Source organism: Phaeobacter gallaeciensis DSM 26640 (genome assembly GCF_000511385.1).
Classification (GTDB): Bacteria; Pseudomonadota; Alphaproteobacteria; order Rhodobacterales; family Rhodobacteraceae; genus Phaeobacter; species Phaeobacter gallaeciensis.
Window position 1 is genome coordinate 38,070 of sequence record NC_023138.1, and the last position, 14,720, is coordinate 52,789.

10 protein-coding genes are annotated in these 14,720 nt (G+C 58.5%); 6 read left to right on the forward strand and 4 right to left on the reverse strand.

From position 1 onward, the window contains the following. Positions 1 to 15: 15 nt before the first annotated feature. The 4 genes from GAL_RS18385 (at position 16) to GAL_RS18400 (ending at position 6,130) form a co-directional block, all read left to right on the forward strand. The gene (locus GAL_RS18385) at positions 16 to 1,014 is read left to right on the forward strand and encodes an ABC transporter ATP-binding protein (protein WP_024099048.1); all 999 of its coding nucleotides are present in this window, start codon (positions 16 to 18) and stop codon (positions 1,012 to 1,014) included. After that, positions 1,011 to 2,009 (forward strand): ABC transporter ATP-binding protein, encoded by a 999-nt coding sequence (locus GAL_RS18390; protein WP_024099049.1) that lies wholly within the window; start codon positions 1,011 to 1,013, stop codon positions 2,007 to 2,009. The genes GAL_RS18385 and GAL_RS18390 overlap by 4 nt, the downstream gene beginning before the upstream one ends. Further along, positions 2,002 to 3,804 (forward strand): M24 family metallopeptidase, encoded by a 1,803-nt coding sequence (locus GAL_RS18395; protein ID WP_024099050.1) that lies wholly within the window; start codon positions 2,002 to 2,004, stop codon positions 3,802 to 3,804. The genes GAL_RS18390 and GAL_RS18395 overlap by 8 nt, the downstream gene beginning before the upstream one ends. A 175-nt stretch (positions 3,805 to 3,979) precedes the next feature. Further along, entirely contained in the window at positions 3,980 to 6,130 is a 2,151-nt protein-coding gene (locus tag GAL_RS18400) for a methyl-accepting chemotaxis protein (RefSeq protein WP_024099051.1), read from the forward strand. A 726-nt stretch (positions 6,131 to 6,856) separates the two neighbouring features. Here the strand turns inward: GAL_RS18400 and GAL_RS18405 are convergent. Next, positions 6,857 to 8,350: an oligosaccharide flippase family protein gene (locus GAL_RS18405; RefSeq protein WP_024099052.1), complete on the reverse strand. Its 1,494-nt coding sequence runs from the start codon at positions 8,348 to 8,350 to the stop codon at positions 6,857 to 6,859. A 120-nt stretch (positions 8,351 to 8,470) separates the two neighbouring features. Beyond that, positions 8,471 to 9,154 (reverse strand): sugar transferase, encoded by a 684-nt coding sequence (locus GAL_RS18410; protein WP_024099053.1) that lies wholly within the window; start codon positions 9,152 to 9,154, stop codon positions 8,471 to 8,473. Between the two features lie 344 nt (positions 9,155 to 9,498). Between GAL_RS18410 and GAL_RS18415 the strand changes: the two genes are divergently transcribed. After that, complete coding sequence (locus GAL_RS18415) at positions 9,499 to 10,557, forward strand: aldose epimerase family protein (protein WP_024099054.1); 1,059 nt, start codon at positions 9,499 to 9,501, stop codon at positions 10,555 to 10,557. Continuing rightward, positions 10,550 to 11,902, forward strand: a complete 1,353-nt coding sequence (locus tag GAL_RS18420; protein ID WP_024099055.1) for a cytochrome-c peroxidase — start codon at positions 10,550 to 10,552, stop codon at positions 11,900 to 11,902. The genes GAL_RS18415 and GAL_RS18420 overlap by 8 nt, the downstream gene beginning before the upstream one ends. 12 nt (positions 11,903 to 11,914) lie before the next feature. On the opposite strand, the gene GAL_RS18425 is transcribed toward GAL_RS18420, so the two are convergent. Then, positions 11,915 to 13,471 (reverse strand): CRTAC1 family protein, encoded by a 1,557-nt coding sequence (locus tag GAL_RS18425; RefSeq protein WP_024099056.1) that lies wholly within the window; start codon positions 13,469 to 13,471, stop codon positions 11,915 to 11,917. Beyond that, positions 13,461 to 14,675: an ROK family transcriptional regulator gene (locus GAL_RS18430; RefSeq protein ID WP_024099057.1), complete on the reverse strand. Its 1,215-nt coding sequence runs from the start codon at positions 14,673 to 14,675 to the stop codon at positions 13,461 to 13,463. The genes GAL_RS18425 and GAL_RS18430 overlap by 11 nt, the downstream gene beginning before the upstream one ends. Between the last annotated feature and the right edge of the window lie 45 nt (positions 14,676 to 14,720).

Consider the following 14,720-nt stretch of genomic DNA (forward strand, 5'->3'; position numbering starts at 1 on the left):
TCGGGGGAAGGGACTATGACCATGCAAGAGACACAACCGGTTCTGGAGGTTCGCAACCTCTGCACGACGTTCAAGCGCGGTGGCGTGATGTTGCCTGCGGTTCGCGATGTCAGCTTTGATCTGCGGCAAGGGGAGGTCCTGGGGCTCGTCGGGGAGAGCGGCTCTGGCAAGAGCGTGACCCTGAGGTCGATCCTGGGGCTGACCCGCCGCCACGGGGAGGTTACGGGCGAGGTGCGCTGGCAGGGACGTGATATCTCGCGACTGACGGATAGGCAGCTGCGTGGGGTGCGCGGCGGCGAGGTGGCGATGATCTTTCAGGAGCCGATGACCTCGCTCAACCCTTTGCTGACGGTGGGTCTGCAACTGACCGAAACGCTGAAGGCGCATACTGATCTGTCCCGCGCGGCACGTCGCGACCGGGCGATTGAAATGCTGGATCATGTGGGGATCCCCGCCGCTGCCTCCCGGTTGCAGGACTATCCGCATCAGTTTTCCGGCGGCATGCGCCAGCGGGTGATGATTGCCATTGCGCTGGCGGCGGAACCAAAGCTGTTGCTGGCGGATGAGCCAACCACCGCACTGGATGTCACCATTCAGGCCCAGATCCTCGATCTGATCCTGCGTCTGTCCGATGAGATGAACATGGGGGTTATTCTGGTCACCCATGATCTGGGAGTGGTGGCGCAAACCTGTGAAAATGTTGCGGTTATGTATGCCGGTCGCGTTGTGGAACAGGGTGCGGTGCGGCAGGTGCTGCGCGCGCCAAGGCATCCTTACACCGCCGGGCTGATGCGGTCGGTGCCGCAGGATATCGCGCCACGCACGCCGCTCTATTCCGTGCCGGGGACACCGCCGAGCCTTGAGATGTTGCCGCCGGGCTGCGCATATGGGCCGCGTTGTGAGGTACGGACGGAAGCCTGCCTGAGCAAGCGGCCTCCGCTGGAAACCATCAGTGCCGGACGGCGCGCGGCCTGTTTTAATCCGGTGCCTGCCATTCAGGGAGAGGTTGCATGACGCATCCGGTGATGGAGATTGACGATCTCAGCCTGACCTTTCAACTGCCGCGCAGCTTGGTCGATGTGATACGAAAGAGACCTGGGCGCGCTGTGCGGGCGCTGAATGGTGTCAGCCTGGCGCTGCAAAAGGGGGAAACCCTTGGCGTTGTTGGTGAATCGGGATGTGGCAAATCCACGTTGGCGCGCTGCATCGTCCGGCTTTATCAGCCGCAGCACGGCAGTATTCGCCACCATGGGCAGGATATTTTTGCTGAAGGGACACGCAGCGATCGCAGTTATAACCGGCGCGTGCAGATGATGTTTCAGGATCCCTATTCCTCGCTCAATCCGCGTATGACCTGCGGCCAAATCCTGAGCGAAGCCCTACATGTGCATAAAATGCGCCCGACGGATGAAATCCCGGCGCGGGTGGAGGAGCTGTTGGAGCTGGTCCGGCTACCTGCTGATGCGGCTCAGAAACTGCCGCATGAGTTTTCCGGTGGGCAACGCCAGAGGATTGCGATTGCCCGCGCGCTGGCGGTGGAGCCGGAGGTGCTGATTGCCGATGAGCTGGTGTCTGCGCTGGATGTCTCAGTTCAGGCGCAGGTGGTGAACCTGCTCCTGGAATTGCAGGAGCAACTGGATCTGACCATCCTATTTGTGGCCCATGATCTGCGATTGGTGCGTCATGTCTCTCACCGCGTAGCGGTGATCTATCTGGGTCGTATCGTGGAAATCGGCGACAGCGAGACCCTGTTTGCAAACCCTGCACATCCCTATTCGCAGGCTTTGTTGAGTGCGGCGCCCTCGCTTGACCCGGATGATACGGGCGATGCGATCCGGCTGGAGGGAGAGCTGCCCTCGCCGTTGAATGTACCGCCGGGCTGCCCGTTTCATGTGCGCTGTGCTCATGCCGCCGATGTCTGCAGGCGGGATGTTCCGCGCCTGCGCCCCCTTGGCGACCGTGGTGAAGTCGCCTGCCATCTTGCTGAAGAGATCCCCCAAAATGCCTGACACTTTGAGCACGCCGCCTGCGGCCGCCCGTATCGCCGATCTGCGTTTGGAGCTGACCGCCCGCAATCTTGATGCTTTCATTTTGCCCCGGTTTGATGCCCATCAGGGGGAGTATGTCGCGCCGCATGACGAACGTTTGGCCTATGTCACCGGTTTTACCGGCTCCGCCGGAATGGCGATCGTGACGGCAGAGACCGTCGCGGTGTTCGTCGATGGCCGCTACAGTGTGCAGGTTGCGAATGAATGTGCAGGCCCATTGTTTTCGCGGTTGCACATCTTTGAGCAACCGCCGGAGCACTGGCTTTCCTCGGTTGCGCGGGACGGCTGGCAGGTGGGATATGATCCAATGCACCTGCCGCCCGGTTGGTATGACCGGTTTGCTGTGGCCTGCGCGCAGGCAGGGGCTGCAATGCAACCGCAGCAAGACAATCCGGTGGATGCCGTTTGGCAGGATCAGCCGCCCCCACCGTCGGGGAAGGTGACGGTGTTCCCTGTGCAATTGTCGGGGCGCAGCTGTGCTGAAAAATGTAGCGATATGGTTGCGCATCTGAACGAGCAAGGCGCCGAATGTCTGGTGGAGACCCAGCCGGACAATATCGCCTGGCTGCTCAATCTGCGCGGAGACGATGTGGCATTTAATCCGATGCCGCAATCGTTTCTCATTGCGGACCGGACCGGTGAAGTTTCCTGGTTTGTCAATCCTGCCAAACTGAATGAGGCGGTGCAGGATCACCTTCCCGCCGCCGTGACCGCTTATCCGATCTCAGAGTTTCTCAGCACTTTGCGCCGTTTATGCGTTGCGGGCGCGGGGGTGCTGTTCGACCCTGATTTCTCACCCGTGGCTGTCCGCGAGACGATTGCAGAAGCAGGGGCCACGCCGGTTCCGATGGCCAGCGCGTTGACCCGGGCGAAAGCGATCAAAAATCCGGTGGAACTGGCGGGGCTGCACAACTGTCATGTTCAGGATGGTGTCGCCTGGGCGGAGTTTTCATGCTGGCTCGCTGAAGCAGTCCCGGCCCGTGCCGCTCTTGGTCATCCGGTGACCGAGCGCGAAGCCGAAGCGAAAATCCTGTCCTTTCGACAAGACCGCCCGGGTTTCCTGACCGAGAGTTTTCAGACCATCTCCGCCGCTGGGGGGAATGCTGCCATGTGCCATTACGCGGCCACCAATGGTCGGAATGCGCCGATACTGCCAGAACACCCCTATCTGTTGGACAGCGGCGGCCAGTATGAGACAGGGACCACCGATGCCACGCGCAGCTTTGCGTTTGATCTGCGCCCCGAAGGATACGACCGGGCCTATACGGCCGTTTTCAAAGCCTTCCATGCGCTTGCCACGCTGCGGTTTCCGCGCGGTACCCAAGGGCATCACATTGATGCGATCTGCCGACGCCCGCTCTGGGACCTGGGTCTTGATTACGATCATGGCACCGGTCACGGGATCGGGCACCGACTGTCTGTTCATGAGCATCCCCAACGCATCGGCAAGCCCTTTAATCCGGTGGATCTGACCGCAGGCATGGTGGTGTCGATTGAGCCGGGCTATTATGAGGCTGATCGGTTTGGCATCCGCATCGAGAATATCTTTGAAATCATTGAAGAACCGAATGGTTTCTTAGCGTTTCGGAATATGACGTGGGCACCGATACAGACCGATATGCTGATCCCTGATGCATTGACTGCGGCTGAACGACTGTGGCTGAACAGCTATCATCAACAGGTATCACAACGGCTGGCGCCGTTGCTAAGTGAGGCTGCACAGGCGTGGCTGTCTGTGGTGACTGCGGAGATCTGATAGGCCGCACTCCCGTCGGAGCGGTGAACACAGTGGCGTTAAAATTATATCAAATCTGATTGAAATCTGCTGGGTAAACCTGTTTGGACATACGCTTTGAAAGCATGGGTCAACACTTTGTTCAGGCCGATGTGGGAGAGATCGTTAAAGACGAGCTTTCCAAGTGGAGATTTTAATGCCAGCTCTGTTTAATACAATTTCAGGTAAGCTTCTTGCTGCGACAACAGTTGCTATCACCGGGTTGATGCTGTGCTTCAGCATCTTCACGGCTCTCAATGAGTCGCAGCAGGTTCGAGAGCGTGTGCTGGAAGGCGCGTCCCAACGCGCCTCGGATATTTCCCAGAGCCTGTCTTCGCAACTGGTTGAGGCAACCTCGGCCGCATCTGCTCTCGGTGGAGCCTTGTCCGGCTACATCGAAGATGGCGAAGCGACCACCGCCGATCTGATCAAAATCATGGAAGGTGTACCAGGCCGTTACGATCTGGTGTTTTCCTCCTGGATGTCCGCAATCCCCGACGGCGCCACTGAGGATTTCATCACAGGACCCGAAGGGCGCAATGCGGATGGGATCTTTGCCGCGTATTGGACCAAATCAGATACGGGAGGGTTGAACTTCGAGACGTTCGAAGTTGATCCAAACGATACGTCTGAATGGTACCGTTTGCCTATTGATAGCGGCGAGAGCGTCATCACGGAGCCGTATCTCACCAATGAAAATCGACTGCTGACATCAGTCTCGGTCCCGGTGAATGCGCAGGGACAAATCGTTGGCGTCGCCGGTGTCGACATTGTGCTCGACAATCTGGGCGAATTCGTTCGTGGGCTGTCTGTCTACGAAGGCGGAAGTGTAATGCTGCTGGGGCAGGGCGGTAAATGGCTGTCCCATCCCGACCCAGAACTGCTGACCCAGTCGTTTGAGGGAGAAGAAGTGGCTGAGTTTCAGGCGGCTGTTGATACGGGTGAGGTGCAGATCGTTTCGGATCGTGCGGATGGATCTACACGCCTGTTCTACCCGTTTACCGCCTATGGCATGAACAAGACCTGGGTGGTGGTTCTGGATGTGCCCCGACACGTCTTCGTCAATCCCGTAAAGGCGAGCATTTATGAACAGCTGACGACGAATGTGCTTCTGCTGGGTCTGACTCTGGCGACCATATTTTTTTCGGTTCGTTCGCTGGTCCGACGCCCCTTGGGAAAGATGCTTGGCGTCATGAAGGACCTGACCGAAGGGAAAGTTCACGAGCCTGTCGATATTCCAAAGCGAAAAGACGAGATTGGAGCGATGGCGGCTTCCATCGAGACTCTGCGTCAGGGCCTTGCCTCCAAGGAAGAGCTGGAAGCAACTCAGCTGCGCGAGAAACAGCAGCAGGAAGAGGTCGTCACAACACTTGCACAGCAGCTCCAGCAATTGGCCGGTGGACGGCTGGATGTCGAAATTCACGAAGAGATGCCGCGCCAGTACGAGGGGCTGCGTCAGGATTTCAACAACACGGTAGAGCAACTGAGCAAGTTGATCACCTCAGTCAATGACTCCGCTGATTCCATCGATACCGGACTGACAGAAATTGCGTCTGCGACCAATGATCTCTCTCAGCGGACTGAGCAATCAGCGCTGCAGTTGGAGGAGACGGCGGCTTCGCTGAGCGAGCTCACGCAGAATGTGCAACATGTCGCCCGCGGCGCCCGAGAAACCGACGCCCTAGTCACCTCTGTGAGCCAGAATGCAACAAACAGTTCAGCCGTCGCGCGCGAAACGGTGGATGCAATGGATTCCATTGCCGCGACGTCCGAGCAGATCACGCGGATCACCGGTATGATTGATGACATCGCGTTCCAGACCAACCTCCTGGCATTGAATGCCGGCGTCGAAGCCGCGCGGGCGGGTGAAGCAGGGCGCGGGTTCTCAGTGGTGGCGGCGGAAGTCCGCAGTCTTGCCCTGCGTTCCTCTGAATCCGCTCTTGAAATCAAGAAGCTGATTACCGCGTCCGAGGCGCAGGTGGCCCATGGTGTTGATCTGGTCGGCCGGACGAATGACTCGCTGACCACGATCATGAATGCCATCGGTAGTATTTCCGAACATGTCGGCGATATTGCCAAGCAGGCGGACGAGCAGTCGAATGGCATCTCGGAGTTGAATGGGGCCATGAGCACGCTGGAATCCGCACAACAACAGAATGCCGCGATGTGTGAAGAGACCGCTGCAGCCTGTAGTTCTCTCGATCATGAGACAACGAACCTGTCTCGATTGGTTACGGCGTTTCAAACCGGTGACCGCGCACAGCCCCAGCAAACACAGGCCCAGCATGGCTACGTTGCTGCCGCCTAGTCCCGAAGCATCACGTGCCCACGCCGTCGCAGGATCAGTCACAGAGTGACATCTGATGGTAAGGGGGGGCGGGGCTGTTGTGTTTGGTAAAATACGTCCGGCCCACCTCAACGGCACACCGGTCGATGGTTCACCTCTCTTGAGGGTGAAATGACAACAGGCCACCGCTCCTTGCTAGGGGCGGTGGCATTTTACGGTGCGGTCATCGATGATGTGTATGGGTTCCGCGCACCGTGAAGCCGTTAGATGATTGATGTCTCGGAAATGGCTGCGCACTGTGCTGTGATCGTAAATTTCCATGCGTCTGACACGGATCGACTGCTAGTCTTTGATGCGGGCCCGTAGCCTCGGTGCAGGGCACCCGGCGCCGAGCGATTTCTTGGTGGGCTTCGGCGTCGCCTTACTGCCAAAACGCCAGTGGCAGAGGCTGGGCCGAGGGGCTGAATGTTCGCGGAGAGAGTGCGAATACGGGCCAAGCCACTGCTTTATACCGGGGGGATTGGGAGTGCAGTGTTTGCTGGTTCTGTCAGGAATGGGATAGGCGCATCTCAAGGTACTCAATCGATGGAGAGATAGGGGCTGAGTGCCGCCAGCCGCTTTCGTTGGTCTGCAAGAAAGCGATGCTGGCTCTGTGGCACATTGCGATACCTTTACTGCACTGTTGTGGAACGTGCTCGTACAGCCTAGCTACGGCTTTCCCGGATTGCCTTGAGGTGGTGGAACAAGTCACTGCGCGCGAATGTTTCGGCTGCTGCGAATTTTGTTCAATATCTGCTGCAGCCGGTCCCGCCCAACCAGGAAGATCATGACACTATAGGTTGGGATGGCCACGGCAAACTGCGCCAAAAGTTGCGGGGTACCATACATGGGTGGACCCAGTTCGCGCAGGGCAAACAGGGCAATGGCCATCATGGACACGGATATCAGGGCAGGTCGCAGGGCCTCGAATATATATGTTGCTGCCGACATATCGAGTATCTTCAGGGTTTTGCGTGTTGCGATTGGCCACAGCAGGAAGGAAATGCCTACGAGTGCGGACATGATCCGGTTCAGCCCTTCAGGGGATAGCAGCAAAATTGCCGCAAATCCCGACAGGCTGACCACACATTCGAAGCCGAACCACCACCTTGCATGACCTGAGAACCGAACCAGAGAGGCCTGCATGACGCCGATGCTCATCATGAGGCTTAGCATGGCAAAACACTGCAACGGATAGATTGCTGCCAGCCATTTGCTGCCAAAGACAAAGGGGATGGCGGTTGGTGCCACGATGATAAAGCCGATGAAGAGTGGAAAGGCAGCTGTTGCTGCGGCAAAGCTGCTGAGGATAAAGGCTTCGCGGCGCTGATCCTTTTCCGTCTGTAGGCTGGCGAACAGGACCCTTGTGACTGGCAGCAATGTCCCGATAGTCAGCTCCTGCAGGATCTCGCAAATTCTACGTGCGAAGAAGAAAATACCGAGCACAGCGGGCCCCGCAACCACCCCGATTAGGATCTGGTTGATCTTGGTTGGTTCGATCATCCGCCCACCCATGGTGAACAGGGTGAAACCGCGCAAATCAGTCAGTGCCGCGCGCGACAGCTGAAATCCCGGACGCCAATCCGCAGTCCAATAGGACACAATGCAGCCAACCACTGCGGTGATGACCTGTGCCATGATCAGCGCCCAGATGGCATAGCCTTGGAGGACGAGCAGCAGGCAACCCGCAGCGCCAAGCCCGTTGGCAAGCGTTGTGCGAAGGGCAATATGGCGAAACTCCATCCGCCGGTTCACCAGAGCAGCAGGGATATTTCCAAGCGATACGAAGAGAATGCGCAGGGACAAGACCGGTAGAATGACTGTCAGCACATCAAGTTTGGTCCAGGCGGCAATCAGCGGGGCTGTGAAAACCAAGACCGCGATCGCGGCCAAGGCAATGGCCATAGTCAGCCAGAAAGCACTGTCGAGATGTGCCTGCCTCAGATCGCTGCGTTGAATAATGGCGTCGCCAAGGGGGAGGGGCACCACTGTCATCACCCAAATCACAATCGATGTTGCGAGGGCGACCGCGCCAAAATCGGCAGGCTCCAACAGCAGAGAGGTCACGAGGAAAACAACAACAGTGAGACCATTGCTGACCATGATATTCACGAAAGACCAGAACACCCCGAGCAACGCGAGGCGGCCACGGCCTCTTGATACGTGGCTCAGTGTTGATGCGTCTGTATTGCTGTCGTGCATTCTGGTTGTCCCGCTATTGCAGTGAGGGAACCTGATACCGCGCGGCTGTCCGCCGCGGGCATACGCGGTGATCCCTTTTGCCTTTGTCCGGACAGTATCGCATAGGGCTTAATGTCGTCTTTACCGTCCGGTCTGTCCGATCACCGACAGGCCAGTCAACAGGATCAGTTTGATATCAAAGCTGAATGTCCGGCGTTCGAGGTAATCAATATCAAAAGAGACGCGGTCCTCATAGCTCACATCATTGCGCCCGGACACCTGCCACAGGCCGGTGATTCCCGGCTTCTGGCTGAGGTAGATCGGCGCAGCGGATCCGTATTTACTCAGCTCACTGCGCACGATTGGCCGTGGCCCGACGAAACTCATGTCGCCGCGCAGCACGTTCCAGATCTGTGGCAGCTCGTCCAGACTGCTGCGGCGGAGAAACAGGCCCAGGCTGGTGATCCGCGGGTCGCGGCTCAGCTTACGGTCGCGCGCCCATTCCTGGGCTGCCTCGGCGTCAGTTTTCAGATGCTCAGCCAATACGTCTTCGGCACCGTGAATCATGGTGCGAATTTTCCAGCAGGTGAAGGGGGTACCGTCCTTTCCGATGCGCGTGTGACCGAAGAAGCCTGGTCCTCCGTCACGTCGGCTGATCATCCACAGAAGGGCAATCACCGGCGAAAGTACTGGAAACAGTGTCAGGGCCAAGAGGATATCTAGAAGGCGTTTCCCGATGATGGCGTAAAGGCCAATACGCCGTGGAGCGGTCTGCTCGCAGCCGACGGGTGAGCGCAGGTTGTCGAAATTTGTAATGTCGCTCATGTCTTACCCCGATCTTCAACCTCGCGGTGCCAACATGAATGTCGACAGGATCGCTATCTGCTCTTGGTGGCTGCGATCTCATCCGCCTTTCCTAAGATTTGATTCAAATTCGTGGCAAGAATTTGTCTTAAACGGAGTATTGCTTGGGCGATGTTTGATCTCGCGCGATGTGTTTGATGTCCGCGCCATCTATGACCTACGCGGCTGGTCGATCGCTATTTGCGCAACTACTTAGCCGCCTATGCCAGCTGAATTGACAGCTCGGGTGCGCCGCATTAATTTTGTAATCAAAATAAATGGCCGATCAGGACTAACCGAGGTTCTGCAACCAGGGATATCCTTTAATGCCACCAGCCAGACTGTCATCTACTGGAGCACCTCCGCCGCACACGCATCTGCCGGAGACCGCCTCTGATCAGCTGCGATGGCTGGATCTGGAAGATGATCACCTGCGGCTTCGGATTCTCAACTTCGGCGCAATTACGGCGCGTCTGGATCTGCGCACCGATGATGGATGGGTGCCGATGGTTCTGGGCTATCGCGATATCGCCGCTTATCTGTGGGACCCTTTCTATCTGGGGGCTATCGTGGGTCGGGTGGCCAATCGCATTGGCGGCGCCCGTTTCGATCTGGCAGGACGACTGATTGCCCTGGATGCCAATGAGGGGGGCAATCAGCTGCATGGTGGGGCGGCGGGTCTCGGGCGGGTATTCTGGGATCTCCAGCAGGTGACTGATGATGTGGTGGAGCTGAGCTATACTTCAGTTGAGGGTGAGAATGGCTATCCCGGGTGCGCTGAGTTCCTGCTGCGGATCACAGTGTCTGGAACCAGTGTAAGCTATGATATGAGGGCCAGCGTTGATAAGATGACCCCAATCAATCTGGCTCAGCACAATTATTATACGCTGGGTACCAAAGGTGACATTTGGGGGCACCGCCTTCGCTGCCCTGCGGCCGCCCATCTTCCGCTGCGTCCGGACGGGGTGCCAACAGGCGCGATTGCGCCTGTCGCGGGGACTCCGTTTGATTTTACCGATGGGCAGTCCTTTGCAAAGCTGGATCCACAGCGACGCGGGACCGACACTCATGTCATCTTTTCCAAGGGTGCCGATAGCCATATGCCGGAGGTTGCGACGTTGACTGCTCCAAACGGTGTCGCCATGCGGGTTTGTTCGGATCAGCCGGGTGCGCAGATCTATACCGCAACACATCTGAACAGCGCGGTGGCGGCTCAAGACGGGCAGCAGCTTGCACCCTTCGCCGCTGTCTGTATCGAGCCACAGGGGTTCCCGGATGCCGTCAATCAACCTGATTTTCCAAGTGTTATGGTGCATCCGGGACGGCCTTATCACCAGAAGCTATTATTGGATTTCTCGACAAATGAGGCGGATCAGGATGACTGAGTGTTGGCGTCGGAGCGGCCTTCTGGGGTGTGTCATCGCTAGTCTGAGCCTTGCGGCCTACGCTCGCGGGGGCATCGCAGAGACCAAGCATCAGCCCTTGGATCTGGGTCCACGTCCGAGTTTCGCGCTGATGGATCAGGCACAGGTCGAGTTGGGGCAGCTCTTGTTCTACGATCCGATCCTGTCAGGCAATCGCAACATCAGCTGCGCGAGCTGTCATCATCCGCGGTTTGGCACTGGTGATGGTGTGTCGCTGTCGCTGGGTGAGGGAGCAAACGGGCTGGGCCTCAAACGACAGGTGGATCCCGAAAACCTACCGGAGCAACGCATCCCGCGCAATGCGCCTGCACTTTGGAATCTTGGCGCGCGGGGTATGGATGTCATGTTTCATGACGGCAGGCTGGAGGCAGATCCGGCTTATGGATCAGGTATCCGTACACCGTTGGAGGGCGATATGCTGTCTGGTTTTGACTCGGCGCTGTCTGCCCAGGCGATGTTTCCAGTACTCTCAGCAGATGAGATGGCAGGTCACTACCGTGAAAACGAAGTGTCCCGCGCGGTGCGCCTGGGTCAGTTGAGTCATCGGGGCGGTGCATGGGACCTGATTGCGGGTCGGGTGGCGGATATTCCGGAATACAGGCAGCGGTTTGATCGCGTTTTGGGCACTGGAGCCCCCATTCGGTTCACGGATATCGGCAATATGCTTGCAGCCTTTATCCGGTTTGAGTGGCGGGCCGATAACAGCCCGTTTGACCGTGCGCAGATTCAGGGAGAGCCGTTGCCGCCCGTCGCAGCGCGGGGGCAGGACTTGTTTTATGGCGCGGGGGGCTGCAGCCAATGCCATTCCGGTTGGTTGCAGACGGACAATGGGTTTCACGCAATCGCAATGCCACAACTCGGACCGGGAAAGGCGGCGCGGTTTGAAGCTCATGCCCGCGATGAAGGCCGGTTGCGGGTGACCGGAAACCCTGATGATGCGTATAGGTTTCGCACCCCCTCGCTGCGGAATGTTGCGCTGACGGCGCCCTATGGGCACAGCGGCGCCTACGCCACGCTGGAGGCGGTTGTGCGTCATCATCTGGACCCGCTGGATGCGTTGATGGCATATGACCGCAGTCAGGTGGTTCTGCCTGCACTGCAAGACGCCGATGATTGGGCTGCAATGGATGATCCTGCGGAGGTGCAGCGTATCGCATCCGCCAATGATCTGGCGCCCGTTACGCTGAGTGACGATGAGATCGCCGATCTTGTCGCCTTTCTTGAGGCCCTGACCGATAGCACAGCGGCGGCGGGGCGGCTTGGCGTGCCTGCTAGCGTACCCTCAGGCCTGCCTGTCGAGCAATAGGCCCGAACGGGGCTACTGGATTACTGTAATATGCTGGTTGGGCGGCACTGTCTGCCACTCGGTTGCCTCCCCATCAGGCCAGATCACACGCAATCGAAGGCCCTGCGCCTCTCCCAGGCCAAAATGGAGGTCCCCGGCGGAACCGCCCGCGTGACCTCCACCAACCGTGATTTCGCGGGTATGGATCCGGGTCCCGGTGTCCAGCTCGACAAAGGCACCGATGGCTTGGGTGTTGGGCGCAACGCCGTGCAGAGACAGGGAGAGCCAATTACCTGTGGCTTGAGTGGCGTTCTGATAAAGCTCCATCGGCGCGCGACGGTTGACCACGGCGAGGTCAAGGTGGCCATCCAGATTGAGGTCGCGTAGAACAGCGCCACGAGACCGGGCCATGCTGGCGATTTGTGCGGCTGCGGCTGCATCCGTAAATCGCCCGTCAACACCTTGGATCAAGAGCGTATTTGGGTCGCGCATGGCGGCGTCTGGCATCTGTTCCACATTGCCTTTGGTCACGAAGATATCGTCACGCCCGTCGTTGTTCACATCACCGAAATCCGCGTGCCATCCGGTGGACGGTCGCCCGTCGCCGCCACTGGTTGGACGGTGGGCGGTCGTGCCGTAGTCGTAGGTCACATCGCGGTAGGATGGGCCGATACCGGCCGGATCAAAAAGCTGAAGCTTTTGATCCCCCATCGAGGTGAGATAGACATCGGAGAACCCATCGCCATTGAGATCACGCGACGCGATTCCCATGCCCCAGAGGTGATAGGGAGCCCAGCCGTCCTCCTGTTGGTACAGCACCGGCGGCGTGGTCATCTTCCACATCTGTTCCTGCCCGCCGCGGACGTAATAGTGCCGGTCATTGCTGATGCGAAGGTCGGCGCGCCCATGCGCAGGCCCGTCAGCGCGTCGGTGCCAGTTGGTGAACAGCATGGACAAAGCGCAGTACCCAGGCGTGAGCCTGATCGGAGGGCTATATCTGTCTCCCTCTGGGCGATAGAGCAGCGTGTCATCACAGGCCTCAAAGGGGCCATCCGGGTTGTTCCGGTCTACGTAGGTGCCGAAGGCCAGAGTGGGGAGTTGAGCCCCAATTTCCCATGTCGCGGAGAAGGCAGTGGTCCAGTGATCTCCACTGGAAAATCCAAGACCATCAAATGGTTCGAACTGGCAGTCCCCAGTGCCACGCAGCAGTTGGTCGGCGCCGACACGCAACACAGCGAGATCCAGAACCCCGTCACCATCAATATCCAGCGGATAGATGCCGGTGACTCCCGTTTGCACCAAGGCTGTAGGCGTATCGGCGGTAAACTGCAAAGCTGCGCCGGGGGTCTTGGTTCGATTGATCATCAGCTGAACCGGGTTGCTGCCGCCTGCGGCTACCAGATCGGGAAACTTGTCGCCGTTGCAATCCAGTGAAGCCAGCCCGCCGCCCACGAAATGCTCCCAGCCACCATCATAGATATGCGCGGCGATCGGGCGTGGGGTGAAAACGGGCGGCTCGGAACCGTTGGCGAGTGCAATCTGCGGCAGAAGGCACAGCGGCGCCAGACGTAGACGGACCCTAACTGGCATGGCTTGCAACCTCGCGAATGGTAAGGGCCGAGACTTCTTCAATTGCATAGGCTGCAGCGCCTTTCGCCCACATCTGATTGCCCCAGCCATGCACGCGCACCTCTGGCAGCGGGCCATCCACCTGCACTACCCAGCGGCGCATTTCTTCGACTACCTTGTCGGAGGACAGGTACCCAAAGGCCAGCTGCGCGCCGGCCAGAACGATCATCTGAGGGTCAAAGATATTGACAATGTTCGCCAGCCCCATGGCGAACATCCGTCCGGCGCGGTCGAGGATGGATTGTGCCATCACGTCCCCTTCAGCCACCGCTGCATAAAGCGAAGCAAGATCCTTGTGCCGCTCTACCCCACTGGTGATATTTGCCTCACGCAGCAGGGCATAGTCGCCGACATAGGCCTCCAGGCAGCCACGTTGCCCGCATTGGCAGAGCGCGCCTTCCAGTTGAACCTTGATATGGCCGAACTCTGCACCACAGCCGCGTGCGCCGCGATAGATCTGGTTATCAATAACGATGCCCATGCCGACCCCGTGCTCGACGGTGACAACAACAAAGTTATTGCGGGTATCGCCCTCGCCGAACAGATGCTCTGCTTTGGCGACAAGATTGGCGTCATTGTCGATGAACACCGGCATACTAAGGTGCGACTTTAGCGCGCTTCCGAGGTCAATGTTGCGCACATTGAGCGATGAGGACCAATAGATGAAATTCCGCTCCGCATCCATGACCCCAGCCATGCCGATGCCAACGCCAGAGATCTGCGCGCGGGTCAGCCCACCTTTGGCGCAGCTTTGATCCAGCGCCTCGACAATTTTCTCGCACAGGGCATCCGGGGACATCTGACCGCCCCGCAGGGGCATCTCGTGGCTGATCAATTCGGTGCCTTCGAAATCAGTGATCAGCGTGGTGATGGCGTGATGGGACAGTTTCAGCCCTGCGATATGATGTGCGCTGCCCCGAATTTTGAGGGCAACCCGTGGACGGCCCCGTTTGGCACCGCGCGCGGTGTCGGGGCTGACCTCCTCGATCAACCCGGCGGCCAGCAGCTCAGCGGTGATTGCGGTGACAGTGGCCGGGCTGATCCGGGTGATCTGGGCAATATCGATTCGGGCGATCTGTCCGGCGGCGCGTATGGTATCAAATACCTGAAGGCGGCTGCTTTCGCGCAACTCGCCGGAATGTGAAAGCCTGTCCGATTTGACCACCGTATTTCCCCCTTATTGTCGGGCGGGTTATCGCAGGAAACGGCC

Excerpts from the sequence above, each read along its gene's own strand:
- GAL_RS18385 (WP_024099048.1), top strand. The coding sequence starts at position 16 with ATGACCATGCAAGAGACACAACCGGTTCTGGAGGTTCGCAACCTCTGC.
- GAL_RS18390 (WP_024099049.1), top strand. The coding sequence starts at position 1,011 with ATGACGCATCCGGTGATGGAGATTGACGATCTCAGCCTGACCTTTCAA.
- GAL_RS18395 (WP_024099050.1), top strand. The coding sequence starts at position 2,002 with ATGCCTGACACTTTGAGCACGCCGCCTGCGGCCGCCCGTATCGCCGAT.
- GAL_RS18400 (WP_024099051.1), top strand. The coding sequence starts at position 3,980 with ATGCCAGCTCTGTTTAATACAATTTCAGGTAAGCTTCTTGCTGCGACA.
- GAL_RS18405 (WP_024099052.1), bottom strand. The coding sequence starts at position 8,350 with ATGCACGACAGCAATACAGACGCATCAACACTGAGCCACGTATCAAGA.
- GAL_RS18410 (WP_024099053.1), bottom strand. The coding sequence starts at position 9,154 with ATGAGCGACATTACAAATTTCGACAACCTGCGCTCACCCGTCGGCTGC.
- GAL_RS18415 (WP_024099054.1), top strand. The coding sequence starts at position 9,499 with ATGCCACCAGCCAGACTGTCATCTACTGGAGCACCTCCGCCGCACACG.
- GAL_RS18420 (WP_024099055.1), top strand. The coding sequence starts at position 10,550 with ATGACTGAGTGTTGGCGTCGGAGCGGCCTTCTGGGGTGTGTCATCGCT.
- GAL_RS18425 (WP_024099056.1), bottom strand. The coding sequence starts at position 13,471 with ATGCCAGTTAGGGTCCGTCTACGTCTGGCGCCGCTGTGCCTTCTGCCG.